The 19,702-nt window shown below is 42.9% G+C and carries 14 protein-coding genes; 6 read left to right on the forward strand and 8 right to left on the reverse strand.

The window, feature by feature from the left end; genetic code table 11:
- The 8 genes from BUB11_RS13205 to BUB11_RS13245 form a co-directional block, all read right to left on the reverse strand.
- A partial coding sequence (locus BUB11_RS13205; protein ID WP_073030238.1) for a complex I 24 kDa subunit family protein occupies window positions 1-341 on the reverse strand: 341 nt, incomplete at its 3' end.
- Window positions 342-392: 51 nt separating this feature from the next.
- The gene (locus BUB11_RS13210; RefSeq protein WP_084110283.1) at window positions 393-1,160 is read right to left on the reverse strand and encodes a hydrogenase iron-sulfur subunit; all 768 of its coding nucleotides are present in this window, start codon (window positions 1,158-1,160) and stop codon (window positions 393-395) included.
- A gap of 51 nt (window positions 1,161-1,211) precedes the next feature.
- Window positions 1,212-4,316: an FAD-dependent oxidoreductase gene (locus BUB11_RS13215; protein ID WP_486598918.1), complete on the reverse strand. Its 3,105-nt coding sequence runs from the start codon at window positions 4,314-4,316 to the stop codon at window positions 1,212-1,214.
- Between the two features lie 64 nt (window positions 4,317-4,380).
- Window positions 4,381-5,178 carry a formate dehydrogenase accessory sulfurtransferase FdhD gene (gene fdhD / locus BUB11_RS13225; protein WP_073030240.1) on the reverse strand — a complete coding sequence of 266 codons (798 nt, stop codon included), beginning with the start codon at window positions 5,176-5,178 and terminating at the stop codon, window positions 4,381-4,383.
- Window positions 5,179-5,196: 18 nt separating this feature from the next.
- Window positions 5,197-6,348 carry a (Fe-S)-binding protein gene (locus tag BUB11_RS13230; RefSeq protein WP_073030241.1) on the reverse strand — a complete coding sequence of 384 codons (1,152 nt, stop codon included), beginning with the start codon at window positions 6,346-6,348 and terminating at the stop codon, window positions 5,197-5,199.
- Between the two features lie 31 nt (window positions 6,349-6,379).
- The gene (locus tag BUB11_RS13235) at window positions 6,380-6,928 is read right to left on the reverse strand and encodes a 4Fe-4S dicluster domain-containing protein (protein WP_073030242.1); all 549 of its coding nucleotides are present in this window, start codon (window positions 6,926-6,928) and stop codon (window positions 6,380-6,382) included.
- On the reverse strand, window positions 6,918-8,855 hold the full coding sequence (locus BUB11_RS13240) for an aldehyde ferredoxin oxidoreductase N-terminal domain-containing protein (protein WP_073030243.1): 1,938 nt from the start codon (window positions 8,853-8,855) through the stop codon (window positions 6,918-6,920). Before BUB11_RS13240 ends, BUB11_RS13235 begins: the two co-directional genes overlap by 11 nt.
- Before the next feature lie 624 nt (window positions 8,856-9,479).
- The gene (locus BUB11_RS13245) at window positions 9,480-11,633 is read right to left on the reverse strand and encodes a sigma-54-dependent Fis family transcriptional regulator (RefSeq protein ID WP_084110284.1); all 2,154 of its coding nucleotides are present in this window, start codon (window positions 11,631-11,633) and stop codon (window positions 9,480-9,482) included.
- A 496-nt stretch (window positions 11,634-12,129) separates the two neighbouring features.
- On the opposite strand from BUB11_RS13245, the gene BUB11_RS13250 reads away from it, so the two are divergent.
- From BUB11_RS13250 to BUB11_RS13275, 6 genes are all read left to right on the forward strand, one after another.
- A complete protein-coding gene (locus BUB11_RS13250) occupies window positions 12,130-12,900 on the forward strand; it encodes a LytR/AlgR family response regulator transcription factor (protein ID WP_073030244.1) in 771 nt (256 codons plus the stop codon).
- 185 nt (window positions 12,901-13,085) lie between these two features.
- Complete coding sequence (locus tag BUB11_RS13255) at window positions 13,086-15,020, forward strand: sigma 54-interacting transcriptional regulator (RefSeq protein WP_073030245.1); 1,935 nt, start codon at window positions 13,086-13,088, stop codon at window positions 15,018-15,020.
- A gap of 478 nt (window positions 15,021-15,498) precedes the next feature.
- Window positions 15,499-16,275: a glucose 1-dehydrogenase gene (locus tag BUB11_RS13260; protein WP_073030246.1), complete on the forward strand. Its 777-nt coding sequence runs from the start codon at window positions 15,499-15,501 to the stop codon at window positions 16,273-16,275.
- 431 nt (window positions 16,276-16,706) lie between these two features.
- Complete coding sequence (locus BUB11_RS13265) at window positions 16,707-17,801, forward strand: TRAP transporter substrate-binding protein (protein ID WP_073030247.1); 1,095 nt, start codon at window positions 16,707-16,709, stop codon at window positions 17,799-17,801.
- A 105-nt stretch (window positions 17,802-17,906) separates the two neighbouring features.
- Window positions 17,907-18,392, forward strand: a complete 486-nt coding sequence (locus BUB11_RS13270) for a TRAP transporter small permease (protein ID WP_073030248.1) — start codon at window positions 17,907-17,909, stop codon at window positions 18,390-18,392.
- Complete coding sequence (locus tag BUB11_RS13275; RefSeq protein ID WP_073030249.1) at window positions 18,389-19,702, forward strand: TRAP transporter large permease; 1,314 nt, start codon at window positions 18,389-18,391, stop codon at window positions 19,700-19,702. The genes BUB11_RS13270 and BUB11_RS13275 overlap by 4 nt, the downstream gene beginning before the upstream one ends.

Below are 19,702 nucleotides of genomic sequence, written 5' to 3' on the forward strand. Positions count from 1 at the left end.
GTCTCCAAGCTGAACTTCTGATCCAAATCCGTTTCGCCAGGTTTAATTCCGGTCAGTTCTTCCACCGCATCGAGAACCTCTTGCGCACCCCGAATATGACAGGCGGTGCCCGTACAAATTTGAATTTCATGACGTCCTTTGGGAGTCAAACTGAAGGTTTTATAATAGGAAGCGATTCGCAGAACCCGACTAAAGGGTACCCCCAATGTTACACTGATCTTCGCTAATACTTCTCTGGGAAGCCAATGTTCCTCTTCCTGAATCTCCATCATGGCTCGAATCAGAGAACCGGCTTGGCCCTGATATTGATCTAAAATCTTATCAATTGCATCGTTATCCATAACTTCTTTGTCCTGACCTCCTTCCCCTAATCCACGGTCTGCTCTTTCACCTTAGGCCAGGGCAAAGCACTTCCGGCCTTCCTCATACCTAACTAATCCTTGCCTTGACGAACTATTCAGGTGTCTTGATACTTCAGATGGGGTCAGGTCTAAAACCTTAGCGATCTCTCCGGTTGTCTGGGGTCCTTCTCGCAAGAGGGAAATAATTTGGCTGTCTACCAATTTCTCGATAACTGTTTCCTTAAACAATTTGGCGAACTCGTCACTGCTGAAAAAATTATGATACACTTCCTGCGATTGGACGGGTATTCTCATTCTTTCTCTTTCCACCAGTCTAATGTAGGGGACGATATCGGCAGCTGCTTGTATTCTAGACTTTAAGACCAAGTCGTCGATTCCTTCCCCTTTGCCGAGAGGGCCTAACTCCTTCACCTGTTTGCCAAAGTCAGTCATAATTTCAGCAAACAAGTTTCCATCAGCTGAAGACATCGTTTCGATCCTTAATCTGTCCGGGTTCAGGCCGATGTGCTCCATTATTTTCTTACATAGGAGTACCATGTTTAGCGCATGATAATTTCCTTGGGTACCATAATTACAATCATTGTATTTACAACCGCCCAGAAACACTCCATCCATTCCATTGGAAAAAGCCCTTAATACAAATGACAGGTCAACTCTGCCAGTACACATGACACGAATAACCCTGCTCTCAGGTGTATATTGTAGTCTGGACACGCCAGCTAGGTCTGCAGCCCCGTATGCTCACGATTGGCAGACAAAACCTAATATTTTCGGTTTAAATTTAAGTCCAGTACTCATGCTTTTCTCACCGCCTTACTTAGTAATCCTGTCTTTGTGCATAGCGAACATCTACAAGCCTGCAACCGCTGCATCGATTTGGCTCAATATCTGCTCATCAGTAAAATTCTTAAGTTGAATAGCCCCTGTCGGACATACGGTGTTACAAAGACCATCTCCCTTGCATAGAGGAGGATTAACCCCAGCTTTTCTGCCTTGTGGTGTCATAACGAACTCGATGGCACCATACGAACACGCCGTGATACAAGCCCCGCAGGAAATGCAGTCATTCCCATTCACCTCTGCAACAGCGCCTGAGGCTACCACTGAATCACGTGAGAGCAGGGTTAAGGCCCGGCCTGCAGCTGCATAAGACTGACTAATCGTTTCCGCAATATGCTTTGGATAGTGAGCCATTCCGCAAAGATAAACGCCATCGACAGCAAACTCAACAGGCCTTAGTTTGACATGAGCCTCTTTGAAAAACCCATCTTGATTGGTAGTTACCTTGAATAGGTCAACAGCCTCCTGACTTCCCGCTGACGGAATAACAGCGACTGCCAAAGCGAGTTTATCAGCATCAATTTCAAGCTTCTTGCCTAAAATAAGATCGGTCACACTAATTCTTAAGACATTCCGACCATCCTCGTCAACAGCTTCTTCTACCTGAGGTTGATCCTGCGCCTCATAGCGGATGAACCTCACATCCTTACCAGCCGCTTCTCGGTAATAATCCTCTTTTAACCCATAGGTCCTCATATCCCTAAACAAAATGTAGATATCCATCTGGGTGTTTAGCTCTTTGAGTTTTAGAGCGTTTTTAATAGACTCGCTGCAACATATCCTACTACAGTAGTTTCGGTCTTCATTTCTGCAGCCTACGCATTGAATCATCACTAGACTCCGAGTCTTAAGCAGGCTTTCTTCCCTTTTGACGATTTGCTCTTCTAACTCCAAGTGGGTTATTACCCTATCATCTTTTCCATAAAGGTACTCGATGGGTTGGTATACTTCAGCACCTGTAGCAAGAATGGTTGCCCCATGCTTTATCTCGGTGACTCTTCCTTGAGCCTTCACCTTGGTAATGAAATTTCCCACAAAACCGCCCGTCTCAGTGATGGCAGCCTCGGTATAGACACGGATTAAGGGGTGCTGATAAACCCGGCGAATCACATCGTGCAAATATTCTTGAACATCCAACCCTTCTAAGGTGTAATGGATTCTGCGCGCCATTCCCCCCAAGTCGGTATCCTTTTCCACCAGGTAAACTTCATGTCCTTGGTTAGCCACGCTCAGAGCACTGGTCAGGCCGGCTACGCCTCCTCCGACCACTAAAGCCGTCTTATTGACGTTCAGCGCAAATTCCTGCAAAGGTTTCAACTGGCTAGACCGGGCTACAGACATCCGGATTAGATCCTTTGCCTTATGGGTGGCCTCTTCCTTTTCCTTCGAGTGGACCCAGGAGCAATGTTCTCTGATATTAGCCATATCTAAATAATATTGATTAATTCCCGCCTCCCGAAGGGTGTCCCTGAATAACGGTTCAAGGGTCCTGATGGAGCAGGCAGCGATAACCAATCGATTGAGCCCTTTTTCCTTGGCCATGTCTGCAATTTCTTTGGCAGAATTAGTGGCACATGAAAATAGCTGTTCCTGGGCGTAGACAACATTAGGTAAGGTCAAGGCATATTCGACGGCGGAAGGTACATTTACTACCCTTGAGATATTAGCCCCGCAATGACATACAAAGACGCCTACCTTTGGTTCCTCTAGGGATACATCCCTTTCCGGCGGATAGATCCTTTCTTTGGACAGCTTCCCTCTTCTGTAGTCAAGAAGTTCACCACATTGCGAGCCAGCCCCGCTGGCGGTATAAACCGACTCAGGAATATCTGTAGGACCCTGGAAGGATCCGCTGACAAAGACCCCAGGCTTGCTGGCCTCCATAGGATTGGAAAGACTTGTTTTACAGAATCCGTGGGAATTGAGCTCGATGCCGAACTTATCGGCCAGAGCCTGATAATTAGCAGGGGGATTCAAGCCTATGGATAATACCACCATATCGAATTCTTCTTCTTTTACTCCATCATCCGGTGTTGAATATCTAATCGTTACATTCTTGCTTTCCGGGATCTCTTTTCCTATTGATACGTAGCTTCTAATAAATCGAACCCCGGGAAGTTGCTCTGCTTTTTGGAAATATCGCTCTAAATCCTTGTTATGGGAACGAACATCGTTATGGAATATGGTACACTCGGCCTCTGCGTCATGCTCTTTGGTGAGAATCACCTGTTTCTGGGCATACGAGCAACATACGGCTGAACAATAGCTATTTCCGCCTGCCGGGTTAACTTGTCTGGACCCGACACATTGAATCCAAGCTATTTTATGGGGATGCTTTTTGTCGGAAGCTCGCAGTATCTCCCCTTCGTATGCCCCGGAAGGACTTAATATCCGTTCATAATCAAGACTGGATACAACGTTCTTAAACTTCCCGTAGCCATAGTCATTCCGGAGCATGGGGTCAAATGGCTCAAACCCCAGAGCCAGAACGATGGCCCCTACATTGACTTCTACCTTCTCCTCCGTTTGATTAAAATCTATGGCGTCAGCCTTACAGATTGCTTGGCAAATAGTACATTTCTTTTCTTTAAGGTAAAGGCAACTTTCATCAATATAAGTGGCAAGCGGAATTGCTTGAGTAAAATATATATGAATGGCTTTATTCTGAGATATTTCCTGATTAAATTGATCAGGGTACTTAACCGGGCAGTATTCTACACAGGCTTTACACCCCGTGCATTTGCTCTCGTCAACGTATTTAGGCTTTTTAATCAGGGTTACTTTGAAGTTTCCTGCTTCCCCGTCTACACTGTCAACTTCAGTGTAGGTTAGGACCTCAATATTCGGCTGCCGGTCGACCTCGACCAGTTTGGGGTTGAGTATTCAACTGGAGCAGTCATTGGTTGGAAAGGTCTTGTCAAGCTGGGCCATATGACCACCAATACTCGGCGCTTTGTCAACCAAGTAAACTTTATAACCGGCAGCAGCAAGATCAAGGGAGGCTTGAATACCGCTGATCCCTCCACCAACAACCATTACGTCTCCAAAATTATTGTTTCCAGCACGATTACAAAGTTGTTGAATTTGTTCTTTTAGCAATAGTTCTTGTTCCACTTTTTATCACCTCTTCAGGTTTTATGTGCGCATACTGTCCAAGTACCGGATCAGCCAACCGCACCTAGTTTGCAGAGCAGTCAAGCCGCTCCGGGTGCGAATACACCAACAGGCGGTTTCCGCGTGCATGACCAATTAGAGCAATGCCTAGATCGGAAGCAAGTGAAACGGCCCTCCCCGTCGGCGAATGACGCGAAACAACAACCGGGACCTGCATCTTTGCGGCCTTAAGCAACATCTCCGACGAAACTCGACCAGTGGTCAGCAACAATCGGTCCCGGGTTGATAGTGCCCTCTCTAGACATTCGCCATGGATCTTGTCCAAAGTGTTATGCCGTCCGATATCCTCGGCCACTACCAGCAGATTCCCAGTATCGGACAAAGCTGAAGTGTGCACACCGCCACTAAGCCGGTACAGATCCATCTTCTCTTGAAATTGCTTCATTAGAGACAACACTTCCGTTGGTGTCACAACAAGACCCGATTCAACCTTCTGTCCGTACGTTTTGAAAACTGAACCTCCACCGCACCCTGAGGTGAGTGTCCGCTGAGTTGGCAATTCGAACTCGGGGTTAATCAGCCTCACATCGACCATTGATTCCACTTCACACATCTTCATTATCACCACGTCGCCGATACCTGAGATGATTCCCTCTCCGTACAGGAATCCAAGGACAAGACACTCCATCTTAGTTGGAGTACACTGGATGGTGACCAGTTCCTGGTGATTCACATAGATTGTGAGTCCCATCTCGCTTGGCACGTGAACTGAGGTCCTGCCCCAGCCCTCTTCCGAAAAGCGATCACCGACTATTTCCACTGCCACATTTTTCATATATGATACGCCAATTTCCTTTTGCATGCTTAGCTTCTCCGTCCTCTAAATAATTTCCTGGAGAATCTCCGTGATGTCCTTAACCTGTATGACGTCATCATAATTCAGGACTAACCTGCTATCTTCAAAATTGGTGATGCAATAGGGGCAGGAAGTAACCAGTACCTCAGCACCAACGCCAATAGCTTGATCCAATCTAAGATTGGCGAATCTGTCGGACTTTTGAGTTTCCATCCAAATCCTGCCCCCGCCCATTCCACAACACATACTATCTTCCCGCGACTCCTCCATCTCGTTTAATATCAAACCAGGTATCTTCTTTAAGACCCCTCGCGGTTCGTCATAGATGCCATTATGCCGTCCCAGGTAACATGGGTCATGATACGTAACTTTTTTCGCATACTCCTTGCTGATCTGGAGTCTTCCCTCATTTATAAGCTCGAACAAATACTGGGATATATGAATCACCTCAAAGTTCACATTGAATTCTGGATACTCATTCTTGAAAGTGTGATAGCAATGAGGGGAGGAAACAAGAATCTTTTTGACACCGTTATCGATAAACGTTTTGATGTTTTCTCTGGCCATGCGTTTGAATAATTCCTCATTGCCGGTCTTGCGGATGCTTTCTCCACAGCAATTCTCCTGAGTACCCAGTATCCCGAAATCCACCCCTGCCTTATTAAGGATATTGACTGTGGCCCTGGCTACCTTCTTTAATCTTGAGTCATAGCTTAAGTAGCAGCCCGGGAAATACAAGACTTCCATGCCTTCAGTGAATGGTTTTATTGAAAGACCCTCTGCCCATTCTGCCCTCTTGCTTCGCGCTTCACCGAAGGGATTTCCTTCTGCAAAAAGGCCTGCACTTGCGGCGCGGACAGGCTTAACAGCCTCAGGGAAAACACCATATCCCGTAGCAAACCTGCGCAAGGCAATCATGTTATTGATCTGCTTTACGTCCCTGGGGCATCTCTGATGGCATTTTCCACAGGTAGTACAACGCCAGATCTCTTCATTTTCTATTTCTGTCAAACCGAAGGTTGCCTCTCGGATCAGCTTGCGCATACTGAAGGTTCTAACCCTGTTCCAGGGACAAACAGTATCGCATTTTCCGCATTGATAGCAGTATTTGACGGCGTCTGCACCGCTCTCTTTGATTTCATCTATTGCCTCTTTGAAGGGAGCTACTGTCTCCACTATTTATAATCCCTCCTTTCCCATTAATGCTTTAGCCCTTCTGGGACATTCGGACAAAGCTATCCAATAGTCTCTGAGCTCCATATTTGTCTAGCAATGATTTCAATCCCATTTCCAGCGCGATCTGCTTCTCTTTTTCTTTAACTTCCTCATTGACTTCTTCTTCGTATTCTTCATAAACCAGGGCTCCAACAGTGCACACCTTTACACACTTTGGCTCATGACCTGACTCATCTTCACACATATCGCATTTCAAAGGAAGACCCGAATCAGGTTCTCTAAATAAGTCCCGTGATGGGCAAGAAGCTCCGCAGAAGCTGCACTCACTGTATTCCTTTTCGTTGATCGTAAAAATCTGTCTGCCGACACATTCAGATTTGGTATATTCAGTGGCACGTATCGGCACATACTCATCATTCAGTACATCCATTACCAACCGAATCCGAGACCTAGCCGGATTGATGCTACTGTATTTCGGCTTGGCGTGAAATGCTGAACAGGCCAACTCACAAGCACGACATGCAATGCATTTGTCAAGATCAACTTTGATTAATTTAACTTTTTTCTTTTCACCCTTCACGGATCTCACCTCCGTCGCTTGTCAAGATCCCCCTCCGGATGAAGTCTTCACTCACGTAATCCAGGCCTAATTTTTCCAGGGTCTCTTTGGTAGGAATCCCCTCATGGGTCCAGCCCTTGAAAGCATAATACCCATCAAGATATGCTTTTTCCTTCTCAGGTTCTCTAATTTTCCAGTGATCGGCAGGCGGAGCCTCATCAATTCTTCTTAAGCCTCTTCGGTTATTAATGGCTCTGACCAAAGTTCGGTTTCTCGTAGCTATTTTCCATAGTTTGTCTGGATCCAGCTCAATTCCACTGGCATAGGAGATGAATTCCGGTAAATTATACATATGATACGCAGGCCTGCAACCGAATTGGCCTCTAAAGGAGGACAACCAAGCGCATGTCCCGATGGAGTCATCAACATAATGCATCATTTCGTTCCAATCAGTAATATTTACAGACTCTTCAATTGTAGGATCGACACGCGGTTCCCAGGCTAAGAACCATTTCTTGAACCTCTCCGGAGCAGCTTCCCAACCTTCTACAAGTTTTTTTCTCTTTTCCAAATCAGGCTCCGGTGCTTGGGGGTACGACCCTTCAATCTGGGTGATAGACATCTTCTCACCGGTGGCATACATTAGATAATAGGGGAAATTTACTTTTCCCAGCTTAAGTGGCACCTGCTCCACTTTTTTAGTGGTATTATGGTCAAATTTTTCTGCGCCCCTGCCAATCTTACGAGCCGCCCAATAAACGCCATCGGCTAAAGCATCACCAACCATACCTTCACGTCGAACAGTTATATCAAGCAGATAGAAGAATCTTTCCGCGTTATCAGTCGGGAAATCTGGCAGATCCTCATTAGTAAGAATGCCCGCTTCGTAAAGTTCAACAGCGAAGGCCAGAAGTTGCGGCGTTGCGAATCCATCCATTCCGTACTGTGTGGTTCTACTCAACATCTCGTAACTAAAGCCAAAATCTTCCACGTAGGCCGCCATCATATAGATAAGCCTATTGAAGCATTTTGTGAAGAATTTCCTCCCATCTTCCAGTTCAAGCATTTGCTTGCACATCTTCGGGCAGTTATAGCAACCAACCCAGCGCAGCCGCGCTTTATCAGTAGTCGTTACATCGTCGTTGTAAACATCTTTGGTAAAATAACCTCTCCGTCGCTCCCGTGCATTGCCCCAAGCGAAATTTTCCATGTGCCAGGCATCGTTAGAGGGATCCAAACGCATCGGATCTCCATTCTCCGGATCATCAGCAATGGACTTATATTTGGGCTCGCACAGCCCCCAAAGTTCAGTCGGATGGGCAACATTGATGTCCTTTGTACCACGTATAGCTATCGCCTTTAACCTTTTATCCCCCATAATCACACCTGCCATACGAGCTGCAGCAGAGCTGGCGTGTTCGATGCTGGCCCCATAAACCCTGTTCTCACCAGCTAAGCCGATAGCGGCCACTTGGGCACTGGCATCCAACTCAGCTTGAAGGATTCCTTGTGTTTCCATAGCACCTTTACCCTGCAAATGCGAGGCATCACGAATTTCTACTTTGTCATTATTTATCCACAAATAAACCAGATTAGGGGACTTCCCCCGAATGATTATTCTGTCGTAACCAGCATATTTCATTTCCGTTCCAAAATATCCACCTAACATTGAATTAACAAACAGGTTTGTCTGTGGACTAATAGTATTAACAATGCAACGATTGGCACCGGGAACGGGTGTGCAATTTAAAAGACCGCTGCTGAATATTATTAGATTATCGGGAGAAAAAGGGTCAGTTTCCGGAGGAACCCTATCCCATATTATCTTCGCGGCAGTACCCTGCCCCCCCAGATGGAGTTCTGTTAACCGGGGGTCAGTTTCTACCCTCTCAATGCTTCCTCGAGATAAATCAATTTCTAAATTATACCCTGTCTCTGCGTACCTCATTTTACAACCCCTCTATTTAGGTATGTTTTTATATTTCTTCCATCCGCCCGAAGGTTAACCCCACCCAAAATGTGGACCATATTATCTGCTGAGTTTAAAATTGGAATACACCTATAGATTCTGGAGCTAAGTAATCACGTCTGTTGTTTGGTGTAGCACGTGCACTCAGAATTTTTGTTATATGTTTTAGATACATTTAACTAACTGCAAAATTCAGTTGAAAATTATACAGCTCTGCAGATTTTCCTAAGAATTTCGCAACCATCTCCTTCTTTTTTGTTTTTTTAAAATATTTAGATAATTCACTTAACGCAAAGTCTATTGCAAGTGTAATGCCAATTTTTCACACTCTCGCCCCATTTTATTATCGACCAGTCGGAATCTAGAGTCGAATTGTCAAAAGCCAACGCCCAACGGTTTAAGATCAGCATTTTTAAAATAATTAAAATAAGAGAATGATAGATAACACTGCAAAATTGCAGTGTTATCTATCATTCTCTATAAAAAGACTATTAGATCACAGCTTGGACCGAGTCATATCTGCATCGAAATAATGCAAGTATGACTCGGTTTTCCTAGAAAATTAAATTTAATTTCAATCATGGTTACGCAAATATTCTAATGCTAAGCAGGCGACTCTGCGTCGGTCCGCCGAAAACGAGCCATTCTTCTGACTACTGTAGACTGATTAACTCCTAAGGCAGCGGCGGCCTTATAAGTGCTTCCAAATTTCTCTAAGGCCTTGTCAATAAGTTGACGCTCTACTTCATCTACAGCCTCTTTCAGTGGCATTAAGGAATTGACTGATACTCTTGCTGATTTGCTGGAACTGGATTTAAAAGAAATTGGCAACTGAGATACCTGTATCAAATCTCCTGCCGAAACAACCATTAATCGCTCAACCATATTCTCCAGCTCCCGTACATTACCTGGCCAGTCATACTCCAGAAAAGCCTCAATTACCTCTGGCGAGAATTCTCGCTTAAAGCCGTACTTCTTACTAAATTTATCTCGAAAATGATTAAGAAGAGGAATGATATCCTCATGCCGTTGTCGCAAAGGCGGAATCGAAATCGGAACCACATTCAATCGAAAGTACAGATCCTCTCTAAATTGGCCCGCCCTGATCATCTCTTCAAGGTCTTTATGGGTTGCCGCCAAGATTCTAACATTTATTTGACGCGGCATTGCGCCGCCAATAGGAACAATCTCCCGTTCTTGCAGAACTCTTAAAAGCTTGGGCTGAAGATTAAGGGGAAAATCACCAATTTCATCGAGTAAAAGCGTTCCATTATGAGCCAGCTCAAACATACCGATCTTACCTTCTCGACGGGCCCCCGTAAACGCTCCCTGCTCATATCCGAAAAGTTCTGATTCTAATAATTGCTCTGGAATGGCCCCGCAATTAAGTTTTATAAAAGGGCCTTCGGCTCGGTTGCTCTGAGTATGAAGGAGTTTCCCGATACCTTCCTTGCCAACACCTGATTCTCCAAATAAAAGCACGGTAGACTCAACCTTAGCTACCCGCCTAATTAATTCGAATACCCGTATCATCTCAGGACCAGTGCCAATCATCCCCCCAGTTTCCAAATGATCTCGCGATTCAGACAGCTCCTGACAATTTTCTCTTATTCGCTTGGCATCAATCAACTCCTGTTGCATTTGATTAAGAAAGGTCATATCTCTTAAGTTTATTACAACCTGTAAAAGCTTTCCGTCCTCATCAAAAACAGGATTACCGGAGACAAGCAGACTGCGATTATTTTTATTGTCTATAATGGTAACGGGTTGCTTACGTTGCAAAACTAAGTCAAACAACGGATGACCATAGACAGCCTCTTCAATTTCTTGGATTCCTCTTCCAATCAAATCCTGCGCGTTGCCCAGACTCACTTTTTGAAATATTCGATTAATTCTGCGGACAATACCAGCCGAATCGGTGACGCATAAACCATCCGTGGAGGACTGTATAATTGAATTAAGTTCACTGTTAAGTTCCTTAACTGCGGCCAATTCTTGCGATAACGATTTAATTTCGGAAATATCTTGAAATACACCGACAGCCCCTGTTATCTGTCCTTCTTGAATTACTGGAGCCCTATTCATGATATATGTCCTCTGCCCCACTCGAAACTCTTGGGAATACTCCGATTTTCCCGTTTCCAATGTCTCCATTAGACCAATCGGCACTACATCTAAGACATGGCGGCCAATAGCTTCACGTGAAACTTCGGTAAATAGTTGGACTGCCCTATTATTAAATGAAGTTATCCTGCCATCGCTATTGATAACTACAATTCCATTATGCGCAGAGTTTAATATCGCTTCAAGTTCTTTAACTTGAAATTCGGCTTCTTGATATAAAGCCACAGCCAGATCAGCTCGGCTTAAAACTCCAACGACCTGCCCATCCTCTTCAATTACTACTGCCAAATCAAATTGGCAAGCCCAGGCCTCTGCTAAACGAAGAGAAGGCTTAATAACCACAGGGTTGCGTTCCACTGCTTCTAGACAACTCACCTCTGCAGGTGAACGGTCATTATGGATCGTTCTCTCGATAAGCACCTTCATTGTGACTATTCCCAGTAACTCCCCTGCTTTATCCACTACAGGACAACCGGAAGAGTTAATTTCGCTAAGTCTTTGCAATGCCTCTAAACAAGAATTAGTATCGCTCAGACAAACCGATAGAGGGGTCATGACCTCTTCTACCCATCTCATGACAGCATCCCAGTTTCCAATATTTCTATTAGTGTTGCTGAAAACAAAGCCTTTCACCCTTTCATACCCCTTTTGGGACAAACTGTAATGAAAATCGGTGAATATTCTGTCTTTTACGACAACCCTTTATGAACCGAATAAGTCATAAAAGTTATTAGGGTTTTCTTAATTATATCTGTGCTAAGATTATCAGTCAATTAACAACAGACAAAGCAGCAATTTCCCGAGTTTATTTAGAAAAATATCCGCATTATTACGATATCACCCACTATATGACTTATATCAAAGTATATTTTGACAATATTCTGCAAATTCTTTACCGTAAGTGTTTTTCGAAGCTTTGAGAATCCTATTTCCAAAAAATATTTTCTTGACAAGGAAGGACATTACATGTGATGATATTTGCATAAAATATTATCTGAATATTTAAATTGTCAGAAATTATTAATCGAATAATCTACTCCAAACGATTGCGCGAATACAACGGCTAATGGATGATGAAAGCTCACTACAAAATTATACTTCCCGATATGCCAAGAAAAGAGGGATTAGCTTGAAACTTCGTGTCCTACTGGTCGATGACGAGTGCTCCGCACGTAAAGAACTTCGCTATTTACTCGAGCTCTTTGAGGATGTGCAGGTTGTTGGGGAAGCCGCAAATGCTTTGGAAGCTCTAGAGTTAATCTACAACCTGGATTACTCTCTAATCTTTTTAGACATTGCTATGCTAGGCCTAAATGGGACTGATCTGACTGATCTATTGCGAGAAAAGCTCGATTCACCCACAATCATCTTGACTACCGCTCAAGAAGAGTACGCATCCGCATTTGCCTTTGCCGTAAATGCGGTAGACTATCTTCTGAAACCCATTCACCCTGTGCGCCTAGAAGAAGCGCTAATGAAAGTACGCCAGTTAAAAGACAACCTAAATGCATCAAAGAATACTCCACTGCTCTCCGATAAGAGTGAAGCAGTTATACATCCTAAGCCTTTGGAAGTTGTACCTGTTGAACAAAGAGATAAAATAATTCTATTACACCCAAATGATATCATCTTTATCTATACCGATAAAGAGAATGTCTACATTAAAACTCAAAAGGACGCTTACCTGACTCGCTTTACTTTACGCGAGTTGGAATTACGTTTAAACTCTACTCTTTTTTTCCGCTCCCATCGTTGTTATTTAGTTAACATTCGACGCATGCAGGAACTGATTCCATATTTTAATGGAACTTATAACATTGTGGTCGATGACGATGTGCGCAGCAAGATTCCAATGAGCCGGACCAAAACCCGAATTTTCAAAGAGATGTTAGGTCTTTAGGGTTCTGATTTTTAATGCCCTTAACATTCCACAGGGAATAGTTAAGGGCATTATTTTTTGAAGCTTAGACTTTAGCTCTGGCATAAACTATTAATCGAACAACCAGTAAATTAGACTTTATTTTATTGAAATATAGAAATATAATGAATATATATACTAATCTAAAAATTAAGGAGCAGCGGCTTATGAAACTTATTAAATTAGCTAGACCCAGTCTGGTGCAGTTTGACCCTGATCAGCCCTTAGCCAAGACAGTGGATAGTATGATTGCTCATGAACTCATTTCTGCTCCAGTAGTGCAAAATAAAAAAATAGTTGGCATTCTCAATTTGGCATCAGCCCAGAAAAAGATTCACAAGGGTGCAGTTCTTGTGAAGGATGCTATGCAGACAGACATCATTATTTACAAAGAAGGCATGGAACTAGAAGATGCTTTACTGGAGAATAATTCTTGGTTCCCAGCGGAAGATGCTCAGGGCAACTTTGTTGGAATAATTATGACAAAGACACTAATTAGCTACTTAAGCAATAAGCTGGTCAATCAAAGTCAACACAGCCAAGAACTATTTGAACAAGCTTCAGTGAAGCAACTAAACCTGGAATTAGATACCATTATCGAATCCTCTTTTGACGGAATAGCAATTTGCGATCACGAAGGGCGAGGTATGAGATTTAATCAGGCCCATGCGCGCTTAACCGGCTTGGACGCCTCACACTTTATCGGCCAGCATATTAACGACTTATTCGAAAAAGGCATTTTCGAGTATGAATCCATAACCGCTAAAGCCCTTCGCGAAGGACGAACTATCACCAGTGTTCAGAATATTAGTCCTACCGGCAAGCAAGTACTGGTTACCAGCTATCCGATTTTTGACAATGAGGGGAAGGTTTCGAGAGTTGTAAGCAATATCCAAGATATCTCTGAACTGCATAAACTTAGCGACCTCGTTCAACTGGAGTTGAGCATAGAGTCTTCGATGGGTGAGTCTGCCACCTCCGCTTCCAAGTATTCCTATCAAGAAAGACAATACATTCTGCCGCGCCCACTAATAGACACGGCAGTCTCACGATTAGGTGATGAACTAAGCCAATCCAAATTCCTGGCAACCCATCAGACCGAACTGCCGGAATTGATGATAGAGCAACTCCGGAAGGATAAAATTATAGTGAAAAGCCCCGAGATGCTGAAGCTCTTTAACTTGGCAATTCGTACTGCCCGAACAGACTCCACTGTTTTGCTTTTAGGAGAATCAGGCGTAGGAAAAGAAGTATTATCCCGAGTCATTCATAACACAAGCACCCGAGCCTCTTCAGGAAGATTTATCCAAATAAACTGTGGAGCTATTCCAGAAACCCTCTTAGAATCAGAACTATTTGGCTACGAAGCAGGAGCTTTTACCGGGGCGAATCCTCAAGGAAAGCCTGGTATGTTTGAACTTGCCAACCTTGGCACACTTTTGCTTGACGAAATCGGAGATTTGTCAGCGAATTTGCAGGTTAAACTCTTACGTGTACTACAAGAGCAAGAGGTCTATCGTCTCGGTGGCATCAGCCCAATAAAACTAAATGTCCGTATTATTGCTGCCACCAACTGCAACATCTGGGAAAGAGTGCAGGAAGGAGTGTTTAGAGAAGACCTCTTTTATCGCTTATACGTTTTACCAATAGAGGTCCCTCCCCTGCGGGAGAGAAAAGAGGATATTCTGCCTCTGACTATGCACTTTATCCACCTGTATAACGAAAAATATGGTGTTGAAAAACATTTTGATCCCAAGGCTATTTCTATCTTAGAATCCTATGGTTGGCCTGGTAATGTGCGTGAACTTCAAAATGTAATCGAGAGACTGTTAGTCGTCACAGAGGAAGATTTAGTTCAACCCATGCATGTCCTCACACAGTTGTCTAAATTTAAGAACAAGGTTAATTCTCCAATTACAGTAAATGAGATCTTACCGATTCAACAAGCTAAAGAGATGTTGGAAAAGGAGCTGATCATTATGGCTTTCAATTGTTACCCCTCAATTAGAAAAGCAGCCGAGGCTTTAGGTCTTGACCACTCAAATGTAATGCGTAAAGCTACAAAATATGGAATCAAAAAGGAATACAAAATCTATTCATGATCAAAAGATGTTAGTCAGGGGTGTTTATAATTGGCGGTGCAATCCTACACCAATTCAGTGCACTGTTACACCACTCATTAATTTCTTGCTAATTCTTTAGAGGTCCTTCAGTTAAAGCTAATTATCCGTTAGCAGTCTTTTCCTGCCCTTTGGGATATAATAAACGACTCTTAGCCCAACATCCGGATAAATAAAAATATTTGGCCCATATTTTGCTTATAATTATGATATGAGATATCAGTCATTACCCTTTGGGAAAGGAGCTTAGTTAAAATACTGAAGGGAGCGCACTAAAGATCATGATAGCCCTTGTCTTATTAACCTAACCTAACATAACATTTATTCAAGAGAATTTTCTGATTATTTAGGCTTCTTTTTTTAGTATTTACATGCTATTATTAACCCAAACACACCTCCATTATTTAGCATTATGATAAAAAAATGGATATTGGTCAGTATTAAAAAAGGAGACAGAAATATGAATATGTTGAAAAAGTTGTTTTCACTTGAAGGTAAAGTAGTCATTGTAACAGGTGGAGCACAAGGAATCGGAAAAATAGTTGCTGAACATATTGCAGCCGTTGGTGCTGATATTGTTATTTTTGACATGCAAGAAGAAAAAGCTAAGGCCACTGCTGATTCTATTGCAAAAGAATACAATTGTAAAACTATGGCGGTATGTGTAGACGTTACCAATCCGGAAATCGTAGCTCAGGCAATTGAAAAGGCAGCTGCCGAAATGGGCACTTTAGATTTACTTTTTAACAATGCCGGAATTGCTCTGCCAAAAGCAGCCTTAGACGTAAAACCCGATGACTGGCTTAAAGTTATAAACATAAATTTAAATGGCGTTTTCTTTGTTTCACAAGCATTTGCGAAATATTTGGTTGCTCATGATAAAAAAGGCGCAATTGTTAATACCGCTTCTATGTCAGGAACAATAATTAATTCTCCGCAAAAGACGGCATCCTATAATACATCCAAAGCAGGTGTAGTACATTTGACAAAGTCCCTCGCAGTGGAATGGTGCAGCAAAGGAATACGAGTAAACTGTATCAGTCCCGGATATATTTTTACAGAGTTGACACGCAATGTTCCTCAAGAGTTTCAGGACAGCTGGATAAATTCAACGCCCTATAAACGCATGGGAACTCCGGAAGAACTAGCTGGCGCAGTTATATATCTGCTTTCAGACTCAGCTTCCTATACATCAGGGTGTGATCTGATTATCGATGGATGTTTCACTTTGATTTAATGATGTTGCTTAAACTCTATCAGCTAAAAAGTCTCTCTATCCGCATTGTAGTAAGATTGCTTAATCCTGCTCCATTACAGATAGAGAGATATTTTTTGCAATTTTGGACTTATAAAATAGTTTCGGTGTTATGTCTCTCCAAATGGTGTGTTGCCGCACCAATTTAGATTGAAGATATCGTGCAATTCCTCTTTGGTTGTGGTAACTTTAATTGTTTCATATCCGTTGACAACTAAAAGATGCCATTCAAGTCATCGTATTGATAATTCACAGAAAATTATTTATATTCTAAATTATATGGCATAATTTTTGCAATTAGATACTTTTTATCAAAGGGGGTGGACTGACAACAAAAAATAAATTACTTACGCAAAGTTTTCCAACGGTCAGACACTGCACTAACGCTTTATAACGAAAGGAAGATGTATCATATGTTTGCGAAAAAACGAACTATTTCTTCTAATTCGAGATTATTCATTTTCATATTAGCCATAAGTTTAGTATTAAGCACAGCGGGATGCGGTTCAAGTCCTGCAAGTTCTGGCGGCAACGCTGCTGAGACAACGAAGCCGATAGAATTAAAACTGGCCTCCTTTTTTCCTGCTACCCACCCCGTTGAAACCGAAATCACTCAGGGTTGGATAAAAGCTGTGGACAAAGCAACGAATGGCCGGGTTAAAGTTACGAGTTATCCTGCTGAAACGCTTTTGAAATCTGCAGAAACCTATGAGGGTGTTGTTAAGGGTGTCTCTGATATCGGTATGTCCGCTTACGCCTACACCAGAGGACGTTTTCCGGTCGTTGAAACTTTTTTATTGCCAGGTATTCTTAATAAGAATTCCATGTCAGCGAGTTATTCGCTTATGGAAGGGATCAAAACTCTCAATCCTAAAGAGTTGCAAGATACTCATCACCTCTTTAGTTGGGCCTCTGGACCAGGTAATTTGATGTCAAAGGCTCCTTATCGAGAATTAAAAGATATACAAGGGCTACAAATTGGTGCGAGTACAGGCCTAGTAGGTGATGCGCTTAAATTATTAGGCGCTACACCGGTCACAATGCCAATGCCCGAATGGTATGAGGCATTGCAAAAAGGTATCATGAAAGGTGGACTTTCTGCGGGGGAATTATTAAAGGGTTTTAAATTAGGTGATGTTACTGGTGATTATATTACTCAGACACCTTTCATTTACAATCAAGCTTTCTTCGTTACTATGAATTTGGATAAGTGGAATTCTATCCCCGCTGATGTCCAGAAACAAATCGCTGAGGCTACTGAAGGCTATTATGGCGGAGTTGTCCCAGGTATGTGGGACAAAATTAATGCGGCGGGCGTGAAATATACACAGGACAAAAAGAAGGTTGAAATAATAACCCTCTCCGAATCTGAAACCGCAAAATGGCTGGACCTTCTTAAACCTCTGCAAACTAATTATATTACGACATTAAACGGTAAAGGCTTAGAAGGAGAAAAAATCTTAACTGCTGTTAAAGAGATAGTTGATAAAAATAATAAGAAATATTAGTACTATGATGACGAGGGCTTCAAGTGCCAGAGAAGTTTTCAATGCAATTTAGGCACTTAGCCCTCGTTTAATCTTATTTCTTTAATACTTAAGGGTGGTGACAAAATGGGAGTAGTAAGCAAATTTGCCGTAAAATTCAGTCATATCCTTGACCTCATTGCAAGGGCGCTTGTAGTAGCTATAATGGTACTGGGCGTTACCAATGTCATAACACGCTTTTTTGGAATTAACATACCTGGTACAATTGAGTGGACAGAATTCTTGGCTGCGATGGTTATAGGTCTTTCTCTCGCCTATTGTGGAGCACAAAGCGGCCATATTTTTTTAGAATTATTTACCGATAAATTTCCCATAAAGGTACAGCATTGGCTACAGATAGTGATCGATCTATTGTCTATGGTTTTTCTGAGCCTATCTTTTTGGAGAATTATCCTTTACGCCAACGACATGAAGCTTAGCGGACAAGTCTCTATGACGACTAAAACGCCCTATTATATGTTTATCTATGTGGTTGCTTTTGGTTTGTTGGCATACGCTCTCGTAACTTTAGGATCTATGGCTGACAGCCTTAGAAAGGGGGTGCAGAGATGAGTCCAACCATGACAGGATTTGTTGGCATTCTCGCCTTCTTAGTTTTGTTAGTATTAAGGATGCCTATCGCAATCTCCATGGGGCTTGTAGGTTTAGTAGGTTTTAGTTATTTGGTGACTCCTGAAGCAGCCTTCCGTATGCTGGCTTCCGAATTTTATACCTCTTTTGCCAGCTACTCTCTGAGCGTGATTCCAATGTTTGTTTTAATGGGTTATTTATCGTATTACTCTGGAGTAGGTACTCGACTTTTTAAGTTTGCCCATGCTACAGTGGGACACCTAGGTGGTGGATTAGCTATGGCAAGTCAGGTAGCCTGTGCTATTTTCGGAGCAGTTTGCGGTTCCAGTACGGCTACCACGGCGACCATCGGTTCTATCGCTCTTCCAGAAATGAAGAAGTACCAATACAATGATTCACTCGCCACTGCCAGTGTGGCTGCAGGAGGCGCGCTGGGTATTTTAATTCCCCCAAGTACTATTTTTGTGATCTACGGAGTATCTACCGAACAATCGATTTCCAAGTTGTTCATCGCTGGCATTACTCCGGGTATTATGCTGATGATTGCTTATATGATTACTATTTATATAGTGACTAAACTAAATCCTGCTTTGTGTCCATCCTCTGGAGGGCCAAGAGCCACTGGACGAGAAATTTTAATTGCACTGCGCGATGGTTTAATAGAAATCATAGCTGTCTTCGTCATTTCTATTGGGGGTCTTTTTATAGGGCTTTTTACGCCGACAGAAGCGGGAGCTGTAGGCGCGGCAGGTGTGTGCCTTGTTACATTAATTGGTCGGACGATGAATTGGGAAAGATTCAACCACGCTCTAAAGGATACCACCAACACAACAGCCATGATTTTATTTATGGTAGCCGGAGCAGTCATCTTCACCCGTTTTTTAGGTATCAGTCGACTTCCTTCTGAAATGGCTGAATGGGTCAGCGGTTTAGTTCTTCCACGTTTCTTTATCATGCTGATTATTCTGTTTATTTATATGGGTTTGGGTGCACTTGTCGAGATGATTCCGCTAATTTTACTGACAATACCGATTTTTTACCCAATCGTCGTGGATACTTTGGGTTACGACCCCATCTGGTTTGGGGTCATCATCTGTATGACAGTGGCAATCGGAGTAATAACCCCGCCTGTCGGGATCAATGCCTATGTTATTAGAGGGGTAGCAAAAGACGTACCTCTGGGAACCGTTTTCCGGGGAGTTTGGCCATTTATAGGTGCCGCCGCAATTGTTACTATACTTCTGATTGCCTTTCCTCAAATTGTTACTTATTTGCCTAACTTATTGGATTAA

It is taken from the genome of Desulfosporosinus lacus DSM 15449 (genome assembly GCF_900129935.1).
GTDB lineage: Bacteria > Bacillota > Desulfitobacteriia > Desulfitobacteriales > Desulfitobacteriaceae > Desulfosporosinus > Desulfosporosinus lacus.

What these genes read in the sequence shown, in the direction of transcription:
- BUB11_RS13270 (WP_073030248.1), top strand. Translation starts at nt 17,907, where the DNA reads ATGGGAGTAGTAAGCAAATTTGCCGTAAAATTCAGTCATATCCTTGAC.
- BUB11_RS13260 (WP_073030246.1), top strand. Translation starts at nt 15,499, where the DNA reads ATGAATATGTTGAAAAAGTTGTTTTCACTTGAAGGTAAAGTAGTCATT.
- BUB11_RS13240 (WP_073030243.1), bottom strand. Translation starts at nt 8,855, where the DNA reads ATGAGGTACGCAGAGACAGGGTATAATTTAGAAATTGATTTATCTCGA.
- fdhD (WP_073030240.1), bottom strand. Translation starts at nt 5,178, where the DNA reads ATGCAAAAGGAAATTGGCGTATCATATATGAAAAATGTGGCAGTGGAA.
- BUB11_RS13275 (WP_073030249.1), top strand. Translation starts at nt 18,389, where the DNA reads ATGAGTCCAACCATGACAGGATTTGTTGGCATTCTCGCCTTCTTAGTT.
- BUB11_RS13265 (WP_073030247.1), top strand. Translation starts at nt 16,707, where the DNA reads ATGTTTGCGAAAAAACGAACTATTTCTTCTAATTCGAGATTATTCATT.
- BUB11_RS13255 (WP_073030245.1), top strand. Translation starts at nt 13,086, where the DNA reads ATGAAACTTATTAAATTAGCTAGACCCAGTCTGGTGCAGTTTGACCCT.